General features: G+C 44.7%; 23 protein-coding genes. 12 read left to right on the top strand and 11 right to left on the bottom strand.

Translation table 11 applies throughout. The annotated features are described in order from the left end of the window. Positions 1-77: 77 nt before the first annotated feature. Positions 78-662 (top strand): TetR/AcrR family transcriptional regulator, encoded by a 585-nt coding sequence (locus L3C95_RS01115; RefSeq protein ID WP_236384208.1) that lies wholly within the window; start codon positions 78-80, stop codon positions 660-662. 61 nt (positions 663-723) lie between these two features. Further along, a complete protein-coding gene (locus L3C95_RS01120) occupies positions 724-1,092 on the top strand; it encodes a VOC family protein (RefSeq protein WP_236384209.1) in 369 nt (122 codons plus the stop codon). On the opposite strand, the gene L3C95_RS01125 is transcribed toward L3C95_RS01120, so the two are convergent. After that, positions 1,093-1,464 (bottom strand): winged helix-turn-helix transcriptional regulator, encoded by a 372-nt coding sequence (locus L3C95_RS01125; protein WP_236384210.1) that lies wholly within the window; start codon positions 1,462-1,464, stop codon positions 1,093-1,095. 19 nt (positions 1,465-1,483) lie between these two features. Here L3C95_RS01125 and L3C95_RS01130 point away from each other — a divergent pair, with 19 nt between their 5' ends. After that, the gene (locus L3C95_RS01130; protein WP_236384211.1) at positions 1,484-1,879 is read left to right on the top strand and encodes an SDR family oxidoreductase; all 396 of its coding nucleotides are present in this window, start codon (positions 1,484-1,486) and stop codon (positions 1,877-1,879) included. Between the two features lie 458 nt (positions 1,880-2,337). Here L3C95_RS01130 and L3C95_RS01135 read toward each other — a convergent pair whose 3' ends face one another. Further along, complete coding sequence (locus tag L3C95_RS01135; protein WP_143011353.1) at positions 2,338-2,604, bottom strand: hypothetical protein; 267 nt, start codon at positions 2,602-2,604, stop codon at positions 2,338-2,340. Between the two features lie 350 nt (positions 2,605-2,954). On the opposite strand from L3C95_RS01135, the gene L3C95_RS01140 reads away from it, so the two are divergent. Next, complete coding sequence (locus tag L3C95_RS01140) at positions 2,955-3,218, top strand: hypothetical protein (RefSeq protein ID WP_236384212.1); 264 nt, start codon at positions 2,955-2,957, stop codon at positions 3,216-3,218. 8 nt (positions 3,219-3,226) lie between these two features. On the opposite strand, the gene abc-f is transcribed toward L3C95_RS01140, so the two are convergent. Continuing rightward, on the bottom strand, positions 3,227-4,816 hold the full coding sequence (gene abc-f / locus L3C95_RS01145; RefSeq protein ID WP_236384213.1) for a ribosomal protection-like ABC-F family protein: 1,590 nt from the start codon (positions 4,814-4,816) through the stop codon (positions 3,227-3,229). Between the two features lie 212 nt (positions 4,817-5,028). Between abc-f and L3C95_RS01150 the strand changes: the two genes are divergently transcribed. The 3 genes from L3C95_RS01150 to L3C95_RS01160 are packed head-to-tail and all read left to right on the top strand — an operon-like array spanning position 5,029 to position 8,040. Then, positions 5,029-5,610 carry an RNA polymerase sigma-70 factor gene (locus L3C95_RS01150; protein WP_236384214.1) on the top strand — a complete coding sequence of 194 codons (582 nt, stop codon included), beginning with the start codon at positions 5,029-5,031 and terminating at the stop codon, positions 5,608-5,610. Between the two features lie 2 nt (positions 5,611-5,612). Next, complete coding sequence (locus L3C95_RS01155; protein WP_236384215.1) at positions 5,613-6,563, top strand: FecR family protein; 951 nt, start codon at positions 5,613-5,615, stop codon at positions 6,561-6,563. Next, positions 6,535-8,040: a hypothetical protein gene (locus L3C95_RS01160; RefSeq protein WP_236384216.1), complete on the top strand. Its 1,506-nt coding sequence runs from the start codon at positions 6,535-6,537 to the stop codon at positions 8,038-8,040. The genes L3C95_RS01155 and L3C95_RS01160 overlap by 29 nt, the downstream gene beginning before the upstream one ends. A 64-nt stretch (positions 8,041-8,104) precedes the next feature. Here L3C95_RS01160 and L3C95_RS01165 read toward each other — a convergent pair whose 3' ends face one another. From L3C95_RS01165 to L3C95_RS01185, 5 genes are all read right to left on the bottom strand, one after another. Further along, entirely contained in the window at positions 8,105-8,917 is an 813-nt protein-coding gene (locus tag L3C95_RS01165; RefSeq protein ID WP_236384217.1) for a 2OG-Fe(II) oxygenase, read from the bottom strand. Between the two features lie 265 nt (positions 8,918-9,182). Continuing rightward, positions 9,183-9,935 (bottom strand): LytR/AlgR family response regulator transcription factor, encoded by a 753-nt coding sequence (locus L3C95_RS01170; RefSeq protein ID WP_236384218.1) that lies wholly within the window; start codon positions 9,933-9,935, stop codon positions 9,183-9,185. After that, positions 9,913-10,986, bottom strand: coding sequence for a sensor histidine kinase (locus tag L3C95_RS01175; protein ID WP_236384219.1), 1,074 nt, complete (start codon positions 10,984-10,986; stop codon positions 9,913-9,915). Before L3C95_RS01175 ends, L3C95_RS01170 begins: the two co-directional genes overlap by 23 nt. 334 nt (positions 10,987-11,320) lie before the next feature. Continuing rightward, positions 11,321-13,501 carry a PQQ-binding-like beta-propeller repeat protein gene (locus L3C95_RS01180; protein ID WP_236384220.1) on the bottom strand — a complete coding sequence of 727 codons (2,181 nt, stop codon included), beginning with the start codon at positions 13,499-13,501 and terminating at the stop codon, positions 11,321-11,323. A 185-nt stretch (positions 13,502-13,686) separates the two neighbouring features. Further along, positions 13,687-14,667, bottom strand: coding sequence for an NAD-dependent epimerase/dehydratase family protein (locus L3C95_RS01185; RefSeq protein ID WP_236384221.1), 981 nt, complete (start codon positions 14,665-14,667; stop codon positions 13,687-13,689). Positions 14,668-14,752: 85 nt separating this feature from the next. On the opposite strand from L3C95_RS01185, the gene L3C95_RS01190 reads away from it, so the two are divergent. Further along, entirely contained in the window at positions 14,753-15,328 is a 576-nt protein-coding gene (locus L3C95_RS01190) for a Crp/Fnr family transcriptional regulator (RefSeq protein WP_236384222.1), read from the top strand. Here L3C95_RS01190 and L3C95_RS01195 read toward each other — a convergent pair. Further along, on the bottom strand, positions 15,318-16,547 hold the full coding sequence (locus tag L3C95_RS01195) for a multiheme c-type cytochrome (protein ID WP_236384223.1): 1,230 nt from the start codon (positions 16,545-16,547) through the stop codon (positions 15,318-15,320). The genes L3C95_RS01190 and L3C95_RS01195 overlap by 11 nt on opposite strands. 38 nt (positions 16,548-16,585) lie before the next feature. Here L3C95_RS01195 and L3C95_RS01200 point away from each other — a divergent pair, with 38 nt between their 5' ends. The 4 genes from L3C95_RS01200 to L3C95_RS01215 all read left to right on the top strand — a co-directional run bounded on the left by L3C95_RS01200 (position 16,586) and on the right by L3C95_RS01215 (position 23,002). Then, on the top strand, positions 16,586-16,984 hold the full coding sequence (locus L3C95_RS01200) for a VOC family protein (protein ID WP_236384224.1): 399 nt from the start codon (positions 16,586-16,588) through the stop codon (positions 16,982-16,984). Positions 16,985-17,064: 80 nt separating this feature from the next. Further along, the gene (locus L3C95_RS01205; protein WP_236384225.1) at positions 17,065-18,204 is read left to right on the top strand and encodes a hypothetical protein; all 1,140 of its coding nucleotides are present in this window, start codon (positions 17,065-17,067) and stop codon (positions 18,202-18,204) included. After that, on the top strand, positions 18,167-20,665 hold the full coding sequence (locus L3C95_RS01210; RefSeq protein ID WP_236384226.1) for a hypothetical protein: 2,499 nt from the start codon (positions 18,167-18,169) through the stop codon (positions 20,663-20,665). The genes L3C95_RS01205 and L3C95_RS01210 overlap by 38 nt, the downstream gene beginning before the upstream one ends. A 423-nt stretch (positions 20,666-21,088) precedes the next feature. Beyond that, positions 21,089-23,002 (top strand): SPFH domain-containing protein, encoded by a 1,914-nt coding sequence (locus tag L3C95_RS01215; protein ID WP_236384227.1) that lies wholly within the window; start codon positions 21,089-21,091, stop codon positions 23,000-23,002. Positions 23,003-23,112: 110 nt separating this feature from the next. On the opposite strand, the gene L3C95_RS01220 is transcribed toward L3C95_RS01215, so the two are convergent. Both L3C95_RS01220 and L3C95_RS01225 read right to left on the bottom strand, forming a co-directional pair. Further along, complete coding sequence (locus tag L3C95_RS01220) at positions 23,113-23,757, bottom strand: YoaK family protein (protein ID WP_236384228.1); 645 nt, start codon at positions 23,755-23,757, stop codon at positions 23,113-23,115. Between the two features lie 7 nt (positions 23,758-23,764). Continuing rightward, positions 23,765-24,238 carry a Dps family protein gene (locus tag L3C95_RS01225; protein WP_236384229.1) on the bottom strand — a complete coding sequence of 158 codons (474 nt, stop codon included), beginning with the start codon at positions 24,236-24,238 and terminating at the stop codon, positions 23,765-23,767. Positions 24,239-24,247: the final 9 nt, after the last annotated feature.

Here is a 24,247-nt window from a genome sequence, read left to right on the forward strand (position 1 = left end):
TTAATAATCCGCTTAATAAAAGAGTGATATTAAAAATAATTTTCTAAAACGAATGAATATTCGTTTATATTTGCGCCATGAGAGTGAAAGATGAAAATAAGGAGCTGACCATCCGGGAAAAAGCGATCGAGATGATTGTAAAGGAAGGATTTGATGGTCTCAGCATGCAGAAATTGGCCAAAGAAGCAAATATTTCTGCCTCAACTATTTACATTTATTTCAAAAACCGGGAGGACTTGCTAAATCAGCTTTATTTAAGTGTCCGGGAGAAATTTGAAAGGGATGCCCTGACCAATTTTTCCCCCGATATGCCATTTGAAGACGGACTATGGTTACAATGGAAGAACCGTTTCAAAAATATCTGCCAGAATCCCCTGGAATACCAGTTCTCCGAACAATTCCGTAACTCTCCGCTTATTAATCACAAAGACATCAAACCAAGTGTTTTCAGAAAAGTTATGCACGACTTTGTTGACAATGCGGTTAAGAAAGGAGAGCTTGTAGATATACCGGCTGAGCACTACTGGGCTATTGCATATGGACCGTTTTACACCCTGGTAAAGTTTCATCTTGAAAGCACCATGGCAGGTAAACCCTTTACCCTGACTGAGCAGAAGCTGAAACAGCTGTTCAGATTAGTGATAAAATCCCTGCACCCTTAAATTTTTTTTGCCCTATAAACGAACGAACATTCATTTATTATTAATTATTAATTGTAGAAAAATGACGATTAACCACCTCAACTTACCGGTATCGGATGTAGCGGGAGCGATAACTTTTTTCGAATCCCATTTTGACTTCAAATGTCTTGAGACAAAAGGAGATAACATGATTGCCGTATTGAGAAATCCGGCCAACTTTACCCTTGTGCTGATGTCTTCAAAGATGAACAGAAATGATAATACAGCCTATCCTGACGCCTTCCATATTGGGTTTATACTCGAAAGTATTGAAAAAGTGAATGCTACTTTTTCACAGCTAAAAGCTGGCGGAGTACAAATTGAGCGGGAGCCTCAGAAAATAAGAGATAGTTTCGGCTTCTATTTTTATTTTGATGAGTTGTTTATTGAGGTTGCGCATTACTTAGATTGATCATTGATCATGATTTTGCCCTATCCGCTTCGAAATAACAGTCCTCAACCTGCCTGCGTTCTCATCACCCCAGTTGCCTAATGCAGCGATCACGGGGATCAGACTTCTACCAAACTCAGTTAAACTATATTCAACCTTTGGCGGTGCCTGGGGATAAATGACCTTTGATATCAATTCATGCTCTTCCAGTTCATTCAGCTGAATATTGAGCACTCGTCTTGATGCATCAGGAATTTTCCGCTGTAGTTCACTTGGGCGCCTGTGGCCTTCGTTTATGAACCACAACAGACGGATCTTCCACTTGCCGTATAACACTTCGGCAATGAGGTCAAGCCCGCAATTCAGGTTGGGAGAAATTTTCCTTTCGTACATAGCAACAAATTTACACCCAATGCGTCAGATGAGACACATCGCTTCCATTCAGGGCAAACTTCCCTCGTACGATGCTACCCTACCTTATGCAGCAGCTAAAGCCGGACTTATCAATTATAGCAAAAGTTTATCAAATGAGGCTTCTCCTAAAGGTGTCCGGATATTGACAGTATCTCCGGGATGGATAATGACCACTGCCGCCAACAGAATGATGGAACGTATTGCAGAAAGCTCAAATACAACGGTAGAACAAGCCACACAAAGTGTAATGGACACCTTAGGTGGTATACCGATTGGCCGGCCAGCGAAGCCGGAAGAAGTGGCTGAATTCGTAGGATTTCTTGTTTCACCAAGGGCCGGATATCTCACAGGTGCGGAATATGTCATCGACGGAGGGACAATCCCGACAATCTAAAGTATGTACTGGAAAGGCTATGTATTCGCTACCACTATGCTACGACTATACCAGCATCTATAACTTATAGGCTCTCTACTATAGCATTATAGCCGCTATTCTATAGCCCTGGCTATAGAATAGCAGGCGTAACGCAGGACTACAGCGCCTGTAGCTATAGATTGGTAGTATAGTGGTAGTATAGTGGTAGCGAAGTCATAACGCCCGGGAACGCAAGACACATTGTTCTCCTGAGTTGCATGTGACCAGGATATTTCCCCGTTAAAAACGCAGTAGTAACGGAGGAACATCCTGGTCATATGCAACTCACATCAAAACATCACCACCTCTGCTGCGATCTGTGCCGCGACGGCTGAAAAATATGTACAAGAGAAACCCACCCCGCCTCCATTGCCTCATTCAGCCTAGCCAGCCGTAGATGAGCAAGAAAAGCAGATAAACCGATTTAGCTAAAACGGTCAATTATTAATATTCCGGTAGCGTGCCAAATTCAGTTTTCCAGTGTACTTCTCCTTATGATCAATCGTCTGGTACATTACATTACTATTCGGTAATGACTCAATAAACCGGATAATTTCCTCAATAGTGAATGGAGATTCTAAATGCACTTCCACTGCGGAAGATCCCTCTTTAACAGGTGATATCTCATAATCACCTCCCAGAATGCGCTGTAACTTCAAGACATCCTGCTTGCTGTTGGCTCTAAAGCGATATGTATTTTTCATTGTCCAAGGTATACAGGTATAAGAAAATATCTGTTTGCAATCGTTACCAAATATAATTCACCGCAAGCTATTGGTAATCAAACTCAGCCATATGAAAAGAACGCCGTTGTAACGATCTTTTACCCCCGGATACTCCGCTCGGGGAAGGCAAAACCTCGCTTTTGCCCTATATTGCGCGATATATACTTTTTTCACATGATATCCGGCAGGAATATGAGGATTTCGTGTATATTTTAATAAAGTGTGAAATTGACATGCATATGATAATCTATCGGGAACTCGAGGACTATATTTATGAATATTGCCAGCAATTCCAGACGCAAAATGAATTAATAGCCCAAAGGACACTCATGTATACATCAAATGGACTCTCTGAAGCTATGCTCTCTTCAATGCGGAGAAACGGCTGGATCAGTGATGAACCGGTAATCCTGGATATGATAGCAGACGGTCCTCATGAACTCAAACGCAGAGTAGTGGAAAGGATCTGGCGGGAACACAAGGATGTGCTACCATTGAATCTTTGCCCTAAATGTAACCTGATCGCCCGGACACCCCTGGCACGCCAGTGTCGCTTCTGCAAACACAGCTGGCATGCCGGAGAGGCTAGCTGATATCCATATCAGGATAAATCCACTATCCGTTCTACATTTATCTGCTCCAGGAAATACTCATCGTGAGACACTACTATAAGCGTTCCCTTGTACTCATTCACTGCTGCAGTCAGGATCTCAATGTTCTGAATGTCCAGGTTATTAGTGGGTTCGTCCAACACAATAATATCAGGCGTCTTATCGCTGATAGTCAGACAACAAAGCATCAGGCGCATCTTCTCTCCACCACTGAGCGCACTGCAGGGTTTATCCCAATAATCCCTCGTAAACAGGAAGCGGGTAAGACGGGTCTTTATTTCATGCTCCTGTAATGCCGCATCATTAAAACGCTGCGCCTGTTCATACACCTGGAGACCATTGTCGATCAATGAATAGTCCTGGTCAATATACACCGTCCTGTTGTCAGCCCTGACAACCGTTCCTGACGCAGGTTCCAGCTTACCCAGGATGATATTGATCAGCGTTGTTTTTCCGGAACCATTTAACCCTTTCAGCGCTATCCGCTCACCACTGGTTATCTGAAAAGTCAGGGCTTGTTGCCAGAGTAAGCGCTCACCATACTTATAATTGATATCATTGGCAGTAAATAATATTTTCCCTTTATGAAGCGTGGAATTATCAAAGCCCAGCTTCATTTTATCCATATCAGGCAATTCCTTCCGCAGCTCATTCAGTCCCTGGGAAATGTTATCTATCTTTTCTGCATGAACACCCTTTATGCGCGCAGTACTCTTCTCTGCATTGTTCCTGAAAGTGTTCATGGATATAGTAGGTAGCCCTGCTTTCTCCTGCTTTTTCTTACCGCGGGCATCCAGCTTTTGCTGTCTTTCAGCGGTTTCCCGTTCCGTTTCACGCGCCTTTCGCAAGGCTTTTTCCTTACTTCTGATATCCTGGTCCAGCGCATTGCCTTCGATCATTTTCTGCTCCCGGTAGAAATCATAGTTACCTCCGTAAACAGTTATCCCGCGTTTGCTCAGTTCGCAAACGGAATCCAGCAGGTTTAATAATTTCCTGTCGTGGCTGACTACGATCAAAGTACAGGAGGCCGACCGTATAAACTCATACAACAACTCCCTCCCTGCTTTGTCCAGGTGATTACTCGGTTCGTCCAACAACACTATCTCTGGCTGATGAATGGCTATCCCTGCCAGGAAAACTTTTGTTTTCTGTCCCCCGCTAAGTGTTGCCATCTTCTGGTGTAGGTCCAGCTCTTCCAATCCCCAGTAGATCAGGGCGTCCTTACATCTTTCCTCGACAGTCCAGTCATCGTTTAACACCGTCATGTTCTCTTCTGTGACGTTGCCGTCAAGGATTTCCTGTAAGGCCTTCAATTTATCTTCGATCCGAAGCGCCTGTGCAATGGTAATATCATTGAACTGCCCAAAGAGCTGCGGTATATAATAGGGTACGGCATCAGTTTGCATGACACCGCCAGAAGGCTGGAGCACGCCGGCCATAATTTTCAGCAGGGTAGATTTACCTGCGCCGTTATTGCCTATAAGGGCAATCTTATCTTGCCTGTTAACAGTCAGATTAATATTGTCGAACAATAAATCTTTGTTGGGATGGGTATACGTGAGATTTTGCAGAAATAACATAATTCCTTTCTTTTAAAGCCAATAATACCAGCTCATCCCTCACCGGGGAAGCGCTACTTATCTTTTTTGAAAGAAATTATATCTCACATTGATGGGTCTCTTCGTTTGATTTCTGCAAACTTAAATACTTTTTTTCATTTTTTTCATCTTGCATAGGGGTAATCCTCTCTTTACATTGTCTACCTTCGACGACAAATTATAAGCGCGCGGCATTGGAAGCGGTAAAAGAGTCAAAAAATGACTATGGTCTACTGGAGCAGTACTTCTTTGAATATTTTGAAGTATTGCATACTTATGCCTATACCATACTGAAAGACAATGATGAAGCTAAAGATGTGGTACAGTCTGTATTTATGCAGTTATGGCAGAAAAGGGAGGTGCTGACCATCAGAAAGTCTGTCCGTTCATACCTGTATGTAGCCACGCACAACCATTGTCTGAATCATATCAAAAGCAGGAAAATACGGCGAAAACATTATGATCAGTTTGCCTCCGGTGAGCAGGAGGGCACATCCACACTGGAAGAACATATAGAACTGGCAGACCTTAAAAAAGAAGTGCTGGCAGCTATGAAAACATTACCGGACAAATGCCGTGAAATATTCTACAAGAGCAGGTTCGAAGAGAAAAGTTACGCAGAGATCGCGCAAGAGCTTAATATATCTGTTAAAACCGTCGAAGCACAAATGGGCAAAGCACTGCGTATTTTACGGACCATCCTATCCGGCAAGACGTTCTTCTGGCTCATGATAAGCTGTCACTTATTGACTGGAATAAACAAACTTATTCAATAGTTATGGCACAGAGAGCTGAAAATATTATCGTAAATGATGACTTGCTGTCAAAATACTTCTCCGGTGAAGCTTTGCCGGAAGAAGCCATGGCTGTTGATGAGTGGAAGAGCAGCAACGCAATCAACCGCCAGGAGTTTACCGCACTGTGGAATGCATGGAATCAAACGTCACTACGTTCCCATAAAGTAGGCAATATACAGGCTGCATGGAATGAATTACAACCACTTCCAAACAGACTGTCCTCAAGACGTACAATATTACTCAGATGGACAGTGGCGGCGTCAGTGCTGATCGTTATTGCTACTGCATTACTACTGAAGACTAACAATGGTACGCATCAACAGCATACAGTCACTGCCTCATTGCATAAAACAGAACAGAGCATCCTGCCCTGTGGCTCCCGGGTTACCATTTCTCAGGGCAGCAGTCTCACCTACCCTACATCACTCGAGGGAAATGAAAGACATGTAATACTGGATGGCAACGCTTATTTCGATGTAACGGCGCTGGCAGACAAGCCGTTCATTGTAACGGCAGGCGCCGTAAACATCAAAGTACTGGGTACATCATTTCATGTGTATGATACAGATACTGCGATCACGGTAAAAGTAATCAGCGGTAAGGTGCTCATGTATGTGGCGGAACAACAGGTTATCATCTCGGCTGGGGAAACAGGCCAATATCTGAAGAAGGAGCAACAACTGGAACGGAAGCCAGAACAACGCAGTTTCCATTTCGACAATGAAAACCTCGAAGCAGTGATCGCGACATTGTCCCAAGCCTATCATAAGAAAATAATCATCAAAGATCCTGAGATCGCCTCGCTCAAGATCTCCAGCAATTTTGACAATAAACCACTTGATTATATACTGGAGGTAATTGCTCTAACACTCAATGTAAAATATACTCCCAATCCAAACAACGATGAGATCTATTTCGAGAAAGCGAATTAACCTTCTTTTGTTCTGTATCCTCTTGTCTGCACTCACCGGTAAACTATATGCACAACAATATGAAAAAGCCATTGTAAAAATATCACAAACTCCTATTGACATTACATCCCTGGCAAAAACAATTGCGAAGCAAACCGGATTACAATATTCCCTGAATATGCAAAATGCATCGCTGAAAAAACGTATTACATTAAAAGTCGGTAAGTGGCAGTTGTCGGATATATTAAAACAGATACAGCAACAAGCCGGACTTAATTACCGGATCCTTGGTGATCATATTCTTTTTATGGACTATCAACCGCCTGTTAGTCAAAAAACTGTTCCCAATACCACTAATCTTTCATCACTGCCAGCAACCACCGCAAGCCAGACATCGAAATCAGGTAGCAACAAAGCCGCCAGTCCAGCGAACCGGCCAATCCCAGTCAATCAATTAAAGAACAGTGTTAACAACGTTACTACCAGGGCAAATAGTAACTCTATTACAGTAAAAAACACTACGAAAAATACTATCTCAGATAAAGCATCCAAAGCGCCGGCAATTACCGGAACAGACACAAAAACAAACGCGGCTGCAGGTAAGCAGCAACCAGCAGCCAGCGGCAAAGCAAGTACTCCTGCTGCAAAAGAAGACACTATTCCTTTCTACTCACAGGGAAGGATCATCACAGACAGCCTGGCTGTTGACAACAAAGAGCGTTTATTGCCGTTAGCACCTGCATATGCTGCAGCGGCACATTATACGCCGAAAATGTTCTCCCTGTCGTTGTTTGACAACATGGATGATGACGGCAGCCGGAAGAATATACCTGTTATCAGGAACACCGTTCAACCACTTATGAAACGCATCGCCATGGCCAAAGAGAAGAACCAAAAAGAAAGTAATGCCCGGCAGAAAGACAGGTCATCCCGGCGTGGAAAGTTAAACGCGGACCAGGTGGCTTGGTATCGTCCATTCGTAAAAACAGGATTTAGTACAGATGAACTATTGTATCTCAATGCCTCGCTAATGGCAGGCATAAAATACGTCTATGGCATCCTTTCTTACGGTTATGCTTTCCCCGGTGGGCGTTTCCGCTGGGGCGCCGGCGTTCCTGTGAGATTAAATGACGAACAACAACTGCATTTCAGTTTTACTACAGGGACCCTGAAAAGAAGAACTTCCCCTGATTCTGCCATCGTTTACGGAGTGAAGGAACAGTTAACGCGTTTCGGCGCAGGCTGGTCTAAGACAGTAAGCCCACATATTACGTTTCAGGCACAGTTCCATTACAACATACTCAGGAAAACGTCTGACTCGACCTCAGTGTTTGCGCAGAATGTAGCGAACGACCATCAGCGCTTCGAATATGGCAGGGTTCCATACACACTTAGCGAGAGCTACGGCGCTTATAAATTTGACGAACCGTACAGCGCAGCCGGCGATTTCAAGCGGTGGATCGGCATACAGCTTTCCTTGTTTTACAAACTATTCTAAACAGTTTTGATGCCGGCAATGACTGCTTATGGCCATTGCACGGCATTCTTCCAATGGCAACGACTCAGGATATTAATCTGTTGTAAGCATGCATTATTACCGGGGGCACAAAGTCTTTCCAGCCCAATCTGATCCCCTTTTTAAAATCTTCTTTCTTATCTTTTCTGCTCTTAAATAACGTTGTATGACTTCCTAAAGCAGGATCTATCTCCTCCTCAGGCCTGCCATTTGTGTAGTAATAAAGTGCGATGGATTTCCTTGTGCGGTCTTCAGGACAATTCAAGGCATCAGGATGTCCGTGATAGGAATAGGAGGTAGTACTAAAAATAGCCATCCTGTTAAACAACGGTAATATCTTTACTTCTGCCTTTTCCATATTTCTATCCCACAGTTCAAAATGACCGCCATAACTTTCTTCCCAGTCCTTGTTCAGATATATTAATACATTTAAACGGCGGTCAAGATTTGTAATGGGATGCTTATTGAAATCGGCATGTATCTTCAGTAACCCACCTCTTACAATCTGGTGTAAACCACCCCCTTCCAGATAAGGATCAGGTATTAAACCTCTTATACCGGTAAGCTCTTCCAAAAAATTGAGAAAGGGACGGGAATTCAGGGAATTGATAAAATGTCGCGTGAATGCGCCGTAATTACTTTCATCTTTTAATGCCAGCTTCATTTCCTGCGCGTTACGGAACCTATGCCAGTGCTCATTATTTGCCCCCGGGAATTCCTCCAGTACATTATTCAGCGCTTCTTCCGGGAAAACATTATCCAGATATATATGCGGGAAAGGGTGTCCTTCTGCGTATCGCGTCTTGTTCTCACTGGCAAGCGCTTGCAGCTTAGTAACATCTGGCATGTAGTAATTCATAGAATAATAGATTAAATTGGTTAAAGCAACGTTACTATACGACAATTCAATTTATCAACTACCCTTACGCAGATGAAAATAATTTATCTTCGTCAGACTATTTTAACTCCCCCATGGCTTACAAAAGAAAAGGACATCTTACTGTTATAACCGAATGGTGTAGACATCTGAGCAAAGAGATGCACAGATGGTACTGGAAAGGAGAAAGAAAGGCAGGTAAGAAATTGATAAAAAAGGAGTTAATGGAAAACAGGAAACCCGCAGCTTAGCTTAACCACTTCCTTAATGCATTTGATTTCTCCCTGCTCACCACTACTTCTTCCGTTGCTGGGAATAAGTCCAGTTTCAATTTACCATTAAATACCTGGTGGATCTTTTGTATGGCTCCTGCAGATACGATGTATTGTCTTGTGGCTCTGAAAAAATCCTTCGGGTTTAACTCCTGCTCCAGCTCTTCCAGCGTCTGATCTATCGCATAGCGTTCGGATTGTTTGGTAACGAGGTAGACCAGTTTATGTTCCGAAAAGAAGTAAGCGATATTCTCTACCATTACCGGTATCAGCATATCACGGTAAGATACCAGGAAACGGGAACGGTACACCAGTTCCCGGTGCTGCATCTTCCTGATCACGTCCAGCAGGTCGGGACCATTGGAGCGGTTAACCAAACCTTTTATCCTCGTAATGCTTTTTTCGAGTTGTGCTTCTTCCAGGGGTTTCAGCAAATAATCAATACCATTCACTTCAAAGGCCTTCAGGGCATATTCGTCATAAGCGGTAATAAAGATAACATGTGAGCGGATCTGCACATGGTCAAAGATCTCGAAACTCAATCCATCTGTCAGTTTAATGTCCATGCAGATGATATCCGGATGTTCATGCGCCTTCAGCCAGTCAATACTTGCCTGTACTGTCTGCAACTCACCAACAATCTCAATTTGTTTATCGATCTGCAATAACAGTTTTTTCAATCTTGCCGCATTAGGTAGTTCGTCTTCAATGATCAGTATGCTCAGCATGTTCCTCTGCATTTTTTTTCATCAATGGTATCTTCACTTCAAAATAGTTGCCCGTATTGCTAATGACCGGCTTATTACCGCTTAGCAGCAGATAGCGCTGGGTAATATTCTTTAGTCCCAGCTGCGCCCCCGGCTCCTGTATGCGCTTGGGATTCTTGTTATTCTTCACTACAAGCCACTTGTTATCTTCAATGTAAATATCGATAATCAGCGGCGAATCATTCGTAAACTGGTTATGCTTAATGGCGTTTTCAATCAGCAACTGCAATGTGAGCGGGGCAATATCACTTTGCAGATGATCTACATCCTCTGATATGTTGATACGGATGGCCTGGCCGTACCTGATCTGATGGAGGAAAAGTACATTCTTGATAAAATCGAGCTCCACCGCCATGGCAATAGTGTTCTGTGTACGATTGGTCAGCATGTAACGGTAGATGGAAGATAACTTCACCACGTAATTAACAGACAGGGAAGGGTTTTCTTCTATCAGGGAAGTGAGTGCGCTCAGGTTGTTAAACAGGAAATGCGGGTCCAGCTGTAGCTTCAAGGCATCCAGCTGTGCCTGTACCGCCAGTTCATTCAACTTAAATGCCTCCAGGCGGGCATTATTCAACCTGTTAATAAGATGTTCTGCCGCGAAGATGGAAGTAATTACCAGGCAGTAGATCATCCCCGTGATGGACGATTGCCGGTAAAGCAGCTGGTTAAAAGCGAATTTTTCAGGGAAGGGAATATGAAAAAAGAGATAAACAACCAGCAGGATGATACCCATGTGCGATATCAGCTGTACCATGAAGCGCATTCTCATGTTCTTTTCCCAGGGCAGCCTGCGGTGCAGCAGGTAAGTCAGCCATATACCAGTTTCTATCACCAGCAGTGGGAACAACCAGGACACCAGGGTGTTGACAATAAAATCAAATACGGTGAATTGTCGCCAGGCGTTGAAGGTACGCTCGTAGGGGTTAATCAGGAAGAAAATAAGGTTGGTAAGTAAACAAAAAATAGGATAGCCATAAAGTCGCAAGAATTTATAGTTGGATGTAGCCATAATATGTGAGACTTTTTACCAGGCCACACTATCCTATTGATGAATATGTTTATTTGGAATATACGCGACGAACTGGATTTGTCAGCAACTCCCATATCATGTATAGTATGCCTAATGATAAAACAGATAAAACGATTTTAATAATATTCAGCAATTTACCTATTTTATACAGCTGTGACGCGTAGTGAATTGTACTTGTCATGATCGTTTCCGTTATTTGACGGCAATTTGGGGCAAATACCAGAAAAATACAGGCCGATCTGACTGAACTTACAAAAATCCCTGCTGAACTGAAATTATGGACAACTGAAGTGAAAGGCCTGGTATAACATACCTAGCCCGGCAGGGCAAACGCGACATACGTATCTCCCGATTTACTGCCTATTTTTCCGCCACCGCAGGCAATGACCACGTACTGTCTGCCCTGCAGGGAATAAACGGCCGGGGTGGCATACCCGGCGGCAGGCAATTGTGCTTCCCATAACTGGCGACCGGTCTTTTTGTCGAAAGCCCTGATCTTTTCATCCTGTGTGGAGGCTACGAATATCAGCCCACCTTTCGTAACCACAGGTCCGCCGTATACCTGCGTCCCTGTAGGGGGTATTCCCCTCTTTTTAAGCGTTTCAAACTCCCCGAGGGGTACTTTCCATAGCAACTTCCCTGTATTCAGATTTACGGCATTTAAAGTGCCCCAGGGTGGTTTTATACCCGGATAACCATCTTTATCCAGGAAACGGATGTAACCTGTCATGGTATAGGGCACCTCATCCAGGATACTGTTCTTCCCTGAAGTGTTGGCGGCTACCTGTGCGCCCGGTTCTTTAGCAGCGCTTTCTGTATGTAACAGGAAGTCGATCAGTGCCTTTCGTTCTTCTTCGGGAATCTGTTTAAACGAGGGCATCATATTCCTCCCACCTTCCATTATTTTCCTGATCTGATCTCCCTGGTACTTCCTCCCGATATTCACCAGTGAGGGATAGGAAGTTCCGTTCCCTTTTAATTCAGGGCCATGGCAGCTGATGCAGTATTTATTATAGGTGTTACGCCCAGTCGCGGCACTATTGTTACCTTCTTTTGGCACATCGATCATCGTTAGCGCCCAGGGCAGTTCGGTGCTGTTTACATACAGGATCTGCGTTTCAGGATCTACCGCAGCGCCACCCCATTCCCCTCCACCATCAAAGCCGGGGAATATCCAGCTGCCCTCTTTTGAAGGCGGTGTGAACATGGCAGAGTGCTTTACCTTCCGGAACTTCTCCAGCATTTCCTGGTGTGCATCCGGGCTCAGATCAGTCAGATCTTCCTCGCTGAACTGCTGCCGGGCAAAAGGCTCCGGTAATACAGGAATGGGTTGCGTGGGCCAGGGCGTTTCTCCGGACAGGGCTTCCTGGGGAACGGCTTTTTCTTCTATCGGAAAAACAGGCTTACCGTTCGTTCTGTCAAACAGGAATATATAACCGTGTTTTGTGATCTGTGCGACCGCATCAATTTTCCTTCCGTCTTTATGTAGCGTAACCAGGTTAGGATTGGCCGCCAGATCACGGTCCCATAGATCATGATGTACCACCTGGTAATGCCATAGATATTTCCCGGTAGCCGCATCCAGCGCGATCAGTGAATTGGCGAACAGGTTGGCCCCTTTGCGGATGCCGCCATAAAAGTCGCTGCCTACACTTCCTGTAGGAACATATACAATGCCCCTTTCTTCATCCAGCGACATGCCCGCCCAGCTATTGGCGCCCCCTAATTTCTTCCAGGCGTCTTTGTCTGGCCAGGTATCATAGCCGACTTCCCCGGGATGAGGAATGGTATGGAATATCCAACGACGTTCGCCGGTATGTACATCAAACGCCCGGATATGGCCCGGGGCTGCATCCGCCGATTCAGCAACCCTGATACCGACGATCAGCAGGTCTTTGTAAATAATACCGGGTGTATTACCCGATACATAGGAGTCTCCTTCTGTCTCTCTGTCGAGATGTGCTGACAAATCAATATATCCGCCCTTTCCAAAACTCCTCACAGGTTTTCCGTCTGCTGCATTAATAGCATAGGCTCGATTACCTGCGTTGTAAAAGATCCGTTTATCATTTCCGTCTTCGCTCTGCCAATATACCACACCCCGGCTTACCTTCATCAGGGCGGCCGGATCGTTACCGGCAGCAGTATCTTCCGAAGCAGGATCGAACAACCAATGTTGTTTTCCAGTAGTTGCGTCGAGGGCGAAAAGTTTCAGGCGGGGAGAGAGACCGTATAATATCCCGTCCACCATCACAGGATTACACTGGTTCTGTGAACGGCCGGCAGTATCCTTATCATTTGTACTATATGTCCAGGCTACCTGTAGCCGGGAGACATTGTCCGGATTGATCTGTATATTGGAGGAATAACGGATGCCATCTTTGGAGCCAGCATAAGTGGCCCAGCTATCATAATCTTTTGTGGCAACAGGGCCTTTACAGGAAGTAAATAGCAATAACGTGGACAGCGATACCAACCAAACAATGTTTGTCATTAAACAACCGGTTTATGTATCCAATATAACAAAATAGGCGCTGCCGTTTATTCCGGTTGTTCTCTTTTTTACAATTTTAGATTTGTCGGGTGTGCTTTCTTTGTTAATAGTATACAGGGGAAGTGAATACCGCCATTCTAACTAAAGGGGCAACCGGCTTCACAGCCAGCTGCCCCTTCCCCAATTTATACCGGATAAGGACCATCTTCGAATGCTTCCGCATGATAGCCCTTAGATCCTACGGTTTTAGCGAGCGGACTACGTAGTTCTTCCCCTGCCTTCAGGCGTTCAATAACATACCTGAAGTCGTATACTGGTTGCCAGCCTAACTCTTTTCTGGCTTTCTCATTCACATATACCCTGTCAATTCCCTGGAACATCTTCCAGCCCCGCCGTTCATATTCCAGTACATATTCAGGTACAAGTCCCTGTACTACCCACAACGCATTGTTCCGGAGATACGTTGCATGTCCACGCATAAAAGGAGTGGTAGCACTAATAATATATTTACCGAAACCTATTTCCTTTGCCTTTTTGGCGGCGAGTATATGTGCATTCACCGCATCTTCCAGTTCCACACGGCGGTGGAGGAATTCATTCGCTTTCAGGTTATCATCTGCATAGGCATTTCTTACCTTACGATTGTCATCTTCTTCCGGGAAGAACCGGGAAGTCCGGAGCACGATACAAGGCAGTCCCTGGTTCCTGAAAAACAGCTGGCACAGGTCTTCCGCCGCAGCTTTGGTAACGCCATAAATGTTCTTGGGTACAGGTGTTACATCTTCCGTAATCCATGCCGCCGGCGATCCCGCCTTCGGTTCCAGTGCATCTCCGAATACACTGGTCGTACTGGTAAAAACAAAAGCTTCTACACCTGCAGCAACAGATGCCTGCAACAGGTTCAGTGTGCCGGTGATATTCGTATCAATAAACTCCTGCATACTATGCGTTGCAACATGCGGTTTATGTAATGTGGCGGTATGGAATACAGCTTCCACGCCATCAAGACAACTTTTTACAAAGTCCCTGTCGGTAATGGAACCTACATGTGTTGTAAATGACGAGGCAAGAATATCTACACCAATCACTTCATAGTGCTGAGCCTTGAGTATGCGGGCCAGCCCTTCACCGAGATGTCCGGCGCTTCCGGTAACTAAAACTTTCATATGTTAGTGGTATCTTATAATGTTCTCTACCCCGAAGTTAACGGGTGTTAATTCAAATTTCGGGACATTTGTCCCATTTACAGATATGATCACGACAAATCTGCAACTGCGGAATTTAATGGAAGAGCTGACAGGCAATGAAAGCACCGGCAATGCGATCACGCTACGGACCCTTCAGCCAAAACAGCGGCTGATTGTACAGGATCAGGCGCTTCAGAGTGTATATATTATCAGGTCCGGTGTGACAAAGTGTTTTATTACAGAAAACAATGAACGGGATTATATCCTGGATTTTCTGGGAGAAGGCGAAATCCTTGGGGAGATAGAAGCCATCAGGCATACCAGGGCAACATGCACGATAGAAGCTATCACACCTCTGACAGTTTATACCATGAGCAGCGCACAGTTCCATCACTTCTTCAAAACATTGCCGGCCTTTGGCAGCGTTGTACTGGAACTGATAGCTACCCGGCTAGCCAGGATCTCTGAGAAAGCGGCAAGACAACAGTTATATACCTTATCGGAAATATTACCCCAGCTACTATCTGCGCTCGAATCCCAGCAGATCACCTTTACCAAACAGGACCTTTCCGAATACCTGGGCATTTCTGTCAGAAGCCTGAACAGGTTACTGAAAGATGCCGGCAATACTACTTTTTGAGCGCTGCCATAAACTTCTTTGTTTCTTCCCTGTAGACGGTGATCAGATGCGTACGCATGGAATCTGGCGTAGGACTGGTTTGTCCCCTGGTCAGCATGGTGATATTCCTTGATGGTAATGCCGGCATATGGCAATCAATACAATTCTTTGAAAGTACCGCAGCTGGCAGAGTTGTCATTTTACAAAAAGTATGACCATCCGCCTTATGGCAACTCATGCAGCGCTGAGAAAAAGCCTGTAGCTGGTCTCTTTCATTGTTATGCGGATTATGACAGGAAGAGCAGTTCATCCCATCACTCTTTATAAAGCATTTACTGGCAGTAAATAGCTGGTATTGTTTTCCATGTACATCAACTTCAGCTGTCTTCTCCGGGCGTGTAAAATCGGGAAAGAAATAATCAGATAAAGCATCTCCCGGTTTAAATTCAAAAGCAGGTTTTTGCGGGGCGCCCAGCCCGGAATGACAAAGCGCACACATATCCAGCTTTTGCTGATTTTTCAGGGAAGCGATCTTTGTGATATGCCTGGCATCTTTTTCCTGCGGATGCTCCTGGTGAAAAGTCACATGTTCTGCCGCCGGGCCATGGCATCGCTCACAGTCAATACCATACACCAGCTGATTCTTTTCAAACTCCTCTGAGAGGTGCAAACCTTCCATACTTACATTCTTAATACCCACGGCAGAGCTATGACAACCGAAACAGGTACTGGGTATCATCCTGTCAAATTTCGGATAAGCCGGTGGGAAACCGGGGCTATTCGCCCAGCTATTGGTAAGGATAAAATAAGACAGCGGCAACTGAAAGTATTTTCCATTCCGCCAGAAAAGAAAGGTCTGCGCCTTTCTGCCTGATCCAATAGTGATATCAAAACGATGTAATTCCTGCAGCGCACTATCCGAATAAGCAACCTGGAAAAGACCACTATCCCTGACCTCCATCACGACCTTTGTTCCATTACTATAAGAAAAGACGTTATGAGGGTTTACGAAACTGCCTTTGATAGCCGCCTGGAAGGCAGGACCGGAAGTTTTATAGTGGCCAGTGGTCATGTAGCTATCGTATATGCTCTTATGACAGCTGATACAGGCTGCCGATCCCGCAAACTGTTCTCCCCTCAGATCTTTACTATCTTTGCCGGGCCGCTTACTGATACATTGGGAAAAGATAATAATGCAGGAAATGATCAGCAGGGATATGCATAGCAGGCGTTTATTCATGACGTTGGAATAATGGGCCCAAGATATATATTTATAGTATGAAACAAAAGATTGCCCATATCACGCTGGTCGTAGACAACTACGACGATGCCATCCGGTTCTATACCGAAAAACTCCATTTTACCCTGGTAGAAGATACCCCATTGGGTAATAACAAAAGATGGGTACTGGTAGCCCCGCCGGGATCGGAAGGAAGCTGCTGCCTGTTACTGGCGCAGGCAGTTGGCGAAGAACAAAAAAGCAGAGTGGGCAATCAGACCGGAGGTAGGGTATTCCTATTTCTTTATACGGACAATTTCGAAAGAGATTTCCGGAACCTGCTGGATAAGGGGGTAAAAATTGTCAGACAACCCGTTCAGGAACCCTATGGAACAGTAGCTGTTTTTGAAGATCTGTATGGCAATAGGTGGGACCTGATACAGCCCGTCGGACAATGATATTTTTTTTGTTAAAACGCGCGGGGGAAAACATTTACCATTGCTTTTTTCATTAACTTCAGTTCACTTTCCCCCTTTATATGTCTTACTTTAAAGCGTCCCTGCTGCTATTGTTGCTACCCTTATACTTTTCATGTAACGCCAATCGTACATCAAAAGCTGAAAATTCTTTTTACTACTGGCAGTCGACCTATGACTGGGATTACGGCTGGAGTACCTGGACTGACAGCGTTAAAAAAGCAGTCGGAGTACAGCATTTTTACCTGCATTATTTTGATGTGGACTGGAGTGAGAATTTATCCATGCCGGTTCCGGTAGCGGAATTCGCCTCTTTGGATTACATTGACCGGCTGTTAGGCGATAATTATACACCCGTCGTTTTTATCACCAACCGTACTTTTGAAAGACTGCCCGACAGCTCCTGTGAATGGCTGGCCCAACGTGTGGCAGGCAGGATCAATAGCATGACTGACAAACTTGAAAGGAGCATCGTTCATGGAAAGAGTACAGATATCTATAATCAATTGCCATCTCCTGTATCTACACAATGGGATTCTATTGTAAAAGTAGTGGCCACTGCCCGAAAACGCTTAAAAACCGAAATCCAGATAGATTGCGACTGGACAGCTGGCACCAGGGAGAAGTATTTCCGTTTTCTGCAAGCGCTAAAAGGACACTATCCCGATAAAACACTTTCCGCCACCATCAGGTTATACCCTTATAAGTATGCCCCCAAAATGGGTGTTCCTCCTGTAGACCGGGGTATGCTGATGTGTTATAACCTCGGCAATATTAAAGATGCTAATACGAACAATTCCGTATTTGATTTAAAAACACTACAGCAATATTTTAATGTTCCTTCCTATCCGCTTCAACTGGATATAGCCTTTCCGGTATTTGGATGGTATGCGTGGTTCAGGGGAAATGAATTTAAGGGTATTATTCATGACGATCCTTCGCTTGTAAATGATACAATTACATTTGCCCATGTAGACAAACAGCACTACCGAGTAATGACAGATACTGTGCTTGGTGATAATTACTACCGATCGGGCGATATATTACGTATGGAATATCCTGACGCCGATATGCTTAATACAGCTATTGATCTTGTAAAAGAAAAAGTACCCGATTACCACCGTATTACATTCTATCACTGGAATCAGTCTTCAATAAAGACGTATGAAAAAGTTATCCAAAAGGCTTTTGCTGCTCGTTAACACCTCACTACTGCTAGTCTTCCCATATATGCATACCCGAAGCTGTGGCCCGCTGCTATTTCCTGCCGACCTTCGCTTTGCATTATTTCAACCCGATCTTTCCGGGTATAACACCCTTGCGCCTTTATACTATCGTATGCCTGAAACCGGTTACTTCCGTTCCGACCCGCAGCAAAGAGATTACTTCCGCAATTGCAGGGAATGGCAGAAAATAACAGGTAAAGCCGTTGCATTGAAGGATATCTACACGATACAGTATGACATCTCTCCTGACGATTTTATATACGCGTATCGGCATGCTGACTGGAATCAACTAAAAGATAATTCATTTGTACAGTGGTTAAGAATGCCGGCACATAAAAAAGAGCTGGACTATATGGCCTTTGCCAAGCAGGTCGAGTTCAGTCAGTTTTACAATCGTGATCCATGGGAAGTTAATTCGCCGGTTATAAATACAGAAGCGCTGATCGATACGGCAGTCCGCAATTGCGGCAGCATAGCATCTACATTTCTGCGGCAACGTTATGCCTTTCAGATTGTAAAACTACAGTTCTATAACAGAAACAAAGACGCGAACGCGAATAACATCCTGATCAGTTATTATGATACTTATCTGAAAGGCAAGCCAACCATTGTATCTGACTGGGGCCTGTATTATTATGGATTTATACAGCGAGACCCAAACATGTACCTCAAATATATGCTGGCGAGCTTTGACAGATGTGAAGAGAAAAAAGGGCCGGTATTTGGTAAGCTTAGCCGAAAAGAACTGGATGCCTTTTCGGCTGCTAAATCGGACAGGCATACTACCGCACTTGTTTATGTATTGAAAGCATTGAAACAACCTGGCAGATCATTGACAACGTTGCAACAGTTGTACAACATTGAACCCAACTGTACATATTTCCCTTTGCTGATATGCAGGGAAGTCAATAAACTCGAAGACTGGATCTCTACTCCTGAGATACTGGGATTCAACTCTACGGTAAGAGAAAATCTTTTCTTTGGCCGCGCCAGAAGAGAGTATAACTGGGAGAGTCGTAAACCCGACACCAGCTATGCGTATTATGCGGATCAAAACATTAAAAGCGACCGTCAATACCTGCGTTCTTTCAGAAACTTTCTCGCGGACATGCTGGAAGGACGAAGCAATAATAAAGATATGATCCGGCTGGCAATCGCACATCTCGACAATATGGATGGACGATATACTGATGCGACCTATCACCTTGGTAAATTAAACACTTTAAAAGATACTGTTTATAAACGCCAGGTTATTGTTGAGAAACTGATTGCGGCTTTTTACAGTCAGGACATTACGAATGCAAGCGTAAAACAGTATTTACACCATCAGTTCAAAAGCCTTGAAAAACTTGGTCATACGTACGAAATTCCTGATACCGATGAGGGAATGCCAATAGAATTGAGAAATGAAAAAAGAGATATCCGCGCCGCACTATTCCTTATGCTGGGCCAACGCTATAAACAGAAAGGCGACAATTTAACGGCAGGGTTGTTATGTCAGAAAGCCGATATTCCAATAAACGAGTATACCGGCGAATATTACGAATCTGATACCCCACTGGTAAGTTATCGCCAGATTGCTTATTTTGATAAATACGCTTCACCTGAGGATGTAGAAAAGCTTATCCGTTTCAAACACCAATCGGGGAAAACACCATTTGAAAAAATGATTGCACCTGCAACATGGGCGCCGGACGACTTCTACCGGGATGCAAAAGTCACATTGCTTGTCAGACAACAACGTTTCAGGCAAGCCGCTATGGAAACCGCAAAAATAGCTGACGATTTCTGGCAGAAGAATTGGGCGTATAGCGATTATTTGTCCCGTATCTACATTGGAAGCCCTGGCATATTAGTACCGGGTGAAGACACAAGCAAACGCTATCCCATAACAAGCAAAAAAGCAATACTAAGAGATATCCTGCTGTTACAGGATAGTCTCTCACAAGCCAGCACTTCAAGCTCCAAAGCGCGCTTTCATTATCTGCTGGGAAATGCATACTTCAATATTTCCTACTATGGCAGAGCGTGGATGATGAGCGCTTATGGGCAATCGTACAGGGAAGCGTCAATAGGCGGGCTTAATAACAACAAATGGGCGTGGTTTTCCTTCTACCCCAATGCGAATATTTATAAGAGTGACTATTACCAATGTTCACATGCTTTCGATATGTATGAAAAAGCATTACGCTTAAGTGCCCGCGACAAGGAATTACATGCAAAAATATTGCTAATGCTAAACGTATGTGATAAATCCAGGTATACCTTCTTTGCAGAGAAAGCAAAATATAATAAAGGCATTGACGACTACTGGCGTGAAACTGCGCCGTATCGCTTCCCCTATCTGAAACTACTAAAAGAACACGATGCAGACACGAAAGTCTATGCAGATAGTCGTACGGAATGCCCGGATGTTGCTGCGTTTACGAAGCGTTAAGAGCATTATCCGGAAAAAATATTCAAATATTTATACACATCCCACAACTACGTGATTACCAAATTACAACAACAGGTTTTTGCAGTTGATTTTAACACCATTCTTCCGAATCTTTTTTGGAATTCAGAAATTTGTTATAACCTTTGTATGGTAATTAAATTTACAATGGACACTGATTCCTTTATACGCACAGACCTGCACTTTTTACACTTCACCATTCTTAACACTTCTCCCCCCGGAATTTAGTTATATGAACGACGGAAAGTTTTAACAGGCTTACTGTCTGCACACGTTTTAACTACAGCTACAACTGTAAAAGCAACGTTATGCACATTTGTACGGATTCGTGCAATGTATTCGCGTATATGCATATATACGTGTCAAGGGCATCCTATTTCTATATCATATAAACACCACACATTTATGCAAAATGAAGTTCTCAGGTGGCTGATTATTATCGGCTTACCCGTACTATGCCTTATTCTCTACAAGTACATCCTTCGCGTCTTCTTTGGTTTGGTTATCGTACCGGAAGACAAGATCGGGCTTGTTACAAAGAAATTCGTCCTGGTTGGTAAACAGGAATTGCCGGAAGGCCGCATCATCGCTACTAATGGTGAAGCGGGTTTTCAGGCACAGACACTGGCTCCCGGTGTTTATTTCGGGAAGTGGTTCTGGCAATATGAAGTGACCTTCCAGTCTTTTACCATTATCCCCACCGGTAAGATCGGTCTTGTACTGGCAAAAGACGGTACTGAACTGCAGCCAGGTGCTGTTATGGCCCGCCGCGTGGATTGCGATGCATACCAGAATGCGGAATCATTCCTCAACAACGGCGGACAAAAAGGACGGCAGACCGCTATTATGACACCCGGTTCTTATCGTATCAACACTTTCCTTTTCGAAGTGGAGATCACTGATATGACCACCGTACCCGATAACGCAGTAGGTATCGTTACCACACTGGAAGGTCAGGCTATTGAAACCGGCCAGATCGCGGGTAAGATCATCTCTAACCACAACAACTTCCAGGACGCTGACGCCTTCCTCGCCAACGGTGGGTATAAAGGTCTGCAGGAGCAGGTGATCCTGTCGGGTTCTTACTTCCTGAACCCATGGTTTGCCAAAGTGGAAATGCGGCAGATGACAGAGATCCCGATCAGCCATGTGGGCGTTGTGATCTCTTATGTGGGTAGTGACGGTGAAGACCTCAGCGGCACAGAGTTTAAACACGGTAACATTGTTGCCAAGAACCACAAAGGTGTATGGGCAGAACCACTGGGACCTGGCAAATATCCTATCAACCCATACATCATGAAGGTGGAATACGTGCCTACCACCAACCTGGTGCTGAACTGGGCCTCTGCACGGAGCGAAGCGCACCAACTGGACAAGAACCTCTCTACTATCACGGTACGTAGTAAGGACGGGTTTACCTTCAACCTGGACGTGGCACAGATTATTCACATTCCATCTACTGAGGCGCCTAAAGTAATTGCCCGTTTCGGTAATATGAGCAACCTGGTTACACAGGTGCTGGAACCTACCATCGGTAACTACTTCCGTAACTCTGCACAGGATGCTGAGGTGATCGACTTCCTGAAGAGCCGTAAGGAAAGACAGGATTCCGCCAAACAACATATCGGTAGAGTACTGGAACAATATAACGTATTCGGTGTGGATACCCTGATCGGTGATATCGTACCTCCTGAAAGCCTGATGAAAACACTGACAGACCGTAAACTGGCGGAAGAGCAGAAAGTAACGTACGATACACAGATGCGTGCACAGGAAACCAGGCAGGCGCTCGAAAAAGAAACGGCTATCGCTGAAATCCAGAAAGAGATCGTTAAGGCAGACCAGGGTGTACTGATCGCTGAGAGGATCGCTGACGCTGCGGTTAAAAAGGCTACCGGTGATGCCAATAGTGTACGTCTGCAGGCCAATGCGGAAGCCGACAGGATGAAACTGCTGGCAAGCGGTGAGGCCGAAAAAGTACGTGTACTGGCAAAAGCGGAAGCAGAAAGAACTGAGCTGATCGCAAAAGCGGATGCTGAAAAGATTTCCCTCACAGGTAATGCGGAAGCTGAAAAGATCCTTGCTATCGGTAAGTCCAGCGCCGAGTCTTATAAACTGGCTGTGGAGGCGATGGGTGGTAATAACTTTACCCAGTTGAAGGTAATGGAAGCCATCGGTGAGCAGCATATCAAGATCATGCCTGACATCCTCATCGGAGGCGGCGACGGTACCAACGGTTCCATCAGCGGCTTGCTGGGACTGAAACTACTGGAGCAGTTAGGTAACAAACAGGAAGCATCCAAAGAAGAAAATAAATAACCCTTTCATCCATTCTACATACAAGGAAGGGCCGGCCACAAAGGCCAGCCCTTTTCCATTCCTGTTCGGACAGTTTGTACTGTCATTAATTTATCTGCTGGAAAAAGAAATTATATAAAGAAAAGCAACAGCAATAATGCACCTGGTAACGCTACTGTCCACATGCCAAAATGGGCAGCCAGGAATGCACCCGCCAGACAACCGGCCAGGAAGCCGCCAATCACAATGAACTGTTTTGCAAACGCAGGACGGCGATCGCTGTTCCATACACCAGGCATCAATATCTTCGCAATATCCAATGTTAGCTGTGTTACGTTGCCCGTCATCATCGTAGTTGGCGCATATGCTGCGGTGGTATACAGGCGGCCGAATGCATTCTGTATTCCCATGGCCAGCACTACTATATAAGGCATCACTGCTCCCCAGGTACTACCTGGTCTGCCGAAAGCAATATCAAGGGCTCCCGCTACCAGGAGGATCGCACCTTCTACCAGCAGCAGTGTATAACCGCTTTTCAGTTTTGGTGCAAACCATCCCGCTGTAACAACGGCGACCGTGAATACCGGGAAGGAGAGTAATTTCAACCAGGACTTTGCTTCTGCCCCCCTGATAAGGTCATAGGCAAACACTACGAAGTTGCCCGTCACATGTGCAGAGAACAATTCTTCTGCCGCAGTAAAAGTAGCAGCATCACAAAAGCCTGCTGCAAAAGCAAGGCAGATGCTGATGTAAGCTATATTTTTCTTTTCATCCATAAGTCTCTTATCTTAAATGTGCTCTTAACATCCAGGCCATTTTTTCATGTTGTTCCATCAGACCTGTAATGTAATCGCTGGTACCTTGGTCATGCCAGTCGTTCGCAAAGCGGTTGATATTCTCACGAAGATGGATGATCAGGCTTTCATGATCTGACAGCAACTCACCAATAAAACCGGCTCCATCATTTGCTGAACGGCTTTTCTCTGTCAGGTGCGTCAACGCAATATATTCCTTCAGGGTGGCAGGAGCATAGTGACCAAGCGAACGTACGCGTTCGGCTACACTGTCCATGATCTCGTCCAGCTCTTCATATTGCTGCTCAAAAAATACATGTTTAGAATGAAAGTCCGGACCTTCTACATTCCAGTGTGCATTGCGGGTCTTGGCATACAGCAGGAATTCATCTGCCAGTATTTTGACTAACTCGTGTGCGACTTGTGACAGGTATTCTTTTTTGATACCGATATTTGGCTCCATCTTTAAAAA

Origin of the sequence: Chitinophaga filiformis, from assembly GCF_021646545.1 — a bacterium.
Lineage (GTDB): Bacteria > Bacteroidota > Bacteroidia > Chitinophagales > Chitinophagaceae > Chitinophaga > Chitinophaga filiformis_A.

What these genes read in the sequence shown, in the direction of transcription:
- L3C95_RS01190 (WP_236384222.1), top strand. Translation starts at nt 14,753, where the DNA reads ATGATCACGACAAATCTGCAACTGCGGAATTTAATGGAAGAGCTGACA.
- L3C95_RS01120 (WP_236384209.1), top strand. Translation starts at nt 724, where the DNA reads ATGACGATTAACCACCTCAACTTACCGGTATCGGATGTAGCGGGAGCG.
- L3C95_RS01125 (WP_236384210.1), bottom strand. Translation starts at nt 1,464, where the DNA reads ATGTACGAAAGGAAAATTTCTCCCAACCTGAATTGCGGGCTTGACCTC.
- L3C95_RS01165 (WP_236384217.1), bottom strand. Translation starts at nt 8,917, where the DNA reads ATGAATTACTACATGCCAGATGTTACTAAGCTGCAAGCGCTTGCCAGT.
- L3C95_RS01225 (WP_236384229.1), bottom strand. Translation starts at nt 24,238, where the DNA reads ATGGAGCCAAATATCGGTATCAAAAAAGAATACCTGTCACAAGTCGCA.
- L3C95_RS01215 (WP_236384227.1), top strand. Translation starts at nt 21,089, where the DNA reads ATGCAAAATGAAGTTCTCAGGTGGCTGATTATTATCGGCTTACCCGTA.
- L3C95_RS01160 (WP_236384216.1), top strand. Translation starts at nt 6,535, where the DNA reads ATGAGATCTATTTCGAGAAAGCGAATTAACCTTCTTTTGTTCTGTATC.
- L3C95_RS01140 (WP_236384212.1), top strand. Translation starts at nt 2,955, where the DNA reads ATGTATACATCAAATGGACTCTCTGAAGCTATGCTCTCTTCAATGCGG.
- L3C95_RS01185 (WP_236384221.1), bottom strand. Translation starts at nt 14,667, where the DNA reads ATGAAAGTTTTAGTTACCGGAAGCGCCGGACATCTCGGTGAAGGGCTG.
- L3C95_RS01155 (WP_236384215.1), top strand. Translation starts at nt 5,613, where the DNA reads ATGGCACAGAGAGCTGAAAATATTATCGTAAATGATGACTTGCTGTCA.
- L3C95_RS01180 (WP_236384220.1), bottom strand. Translation starts at nt 13,501, where the DNA reads ATGACAAACATTGTTTGGTTGGTATCGCTGTCCACGTTATTGCTATTT.
- L3C95_RS01130 (WP_236384211.1), top strand. Translation starts at nt 1,484, where the DNA reads ATGCGTCAGATGAGACACATCGCTTCCATTCAGGGCAAACTTCCCTCG.
- L3C95_RS01210 (WP_236384226.1), top strand. Translation starts at nt 18,167, where the DNA reads ATGAAAAAGTTATCCAAAAGGCTTTTGCTGCTCGTTAACACCTCACTA.
- L3C95_RS01220 (WP_236384228.1), bottom strand. Translation starts at nt 23,757, where the DNA reads ATGGATGAAAAGAAAAATATAGCTTACATCAGCATCTGCCTTGCTTTT.
- L3C95_RS01115 (WP_236384208.1), top strand. Translation starts at nt 78, where the DNA reads ATGAGAGTGAAAGATGAAAATAAGGAGCTGACCATCCGGGAAAAAGCG.
- L3C95_RS01200 (WP_236384224.1), top strand. Translation starts at nt 16,586, where the DNA reads ATGAAACAAAAGATTGCCCATATCACGCTGGTCGTAGACAACTACGAC.
- L3C95_RS01175 (WP_236384219.1), bottom strand. Translation starts at nt 10,986, where the DNA reads ATGGCTACATCCAACTATAAATTCTTGCGACTTTATGGCTATCCTATT.
- L3C95_RS01195 (WP_236384223.1), bottom strand. Translation starts at nt 16,547, where the DNA reads ATGAATAAACGCCTGCTATGCATATCCCTGCTGATCATTTCCTGCATT.
- L3C95_RS01135 (WP_143011353.1), bottom strand. Translation starts at nt 2,604, where the DNA reads ATGAAAAATACATATCGCTTTAGAGCCAACAGCAAGCAGGATGTCTTG.
- L3C95_RS01170 (WP_236384218.1), bottom strand. Translation starts at nt 9,935, where the DNA reads ATGCTGAGCATACTGATCATTGAAGACGAACTACCTAATGCGGCAAGA.
- abc-f (WP_236384213.1), bottom strand. Translation starts at nt 4,816, where the DNA reads ATGTTATTTCTGCAAAATCTCACGTATACCCATCCCAACAAAGATTTA.
- L3C95_RS01205 (WP_236384225.1), top strand. Translation starts at nt 17,065, where the DNA reads ATGTCTTACTTTAAAGCGTCCCTGCTGCTATTGTTGCTACCCTTATAC.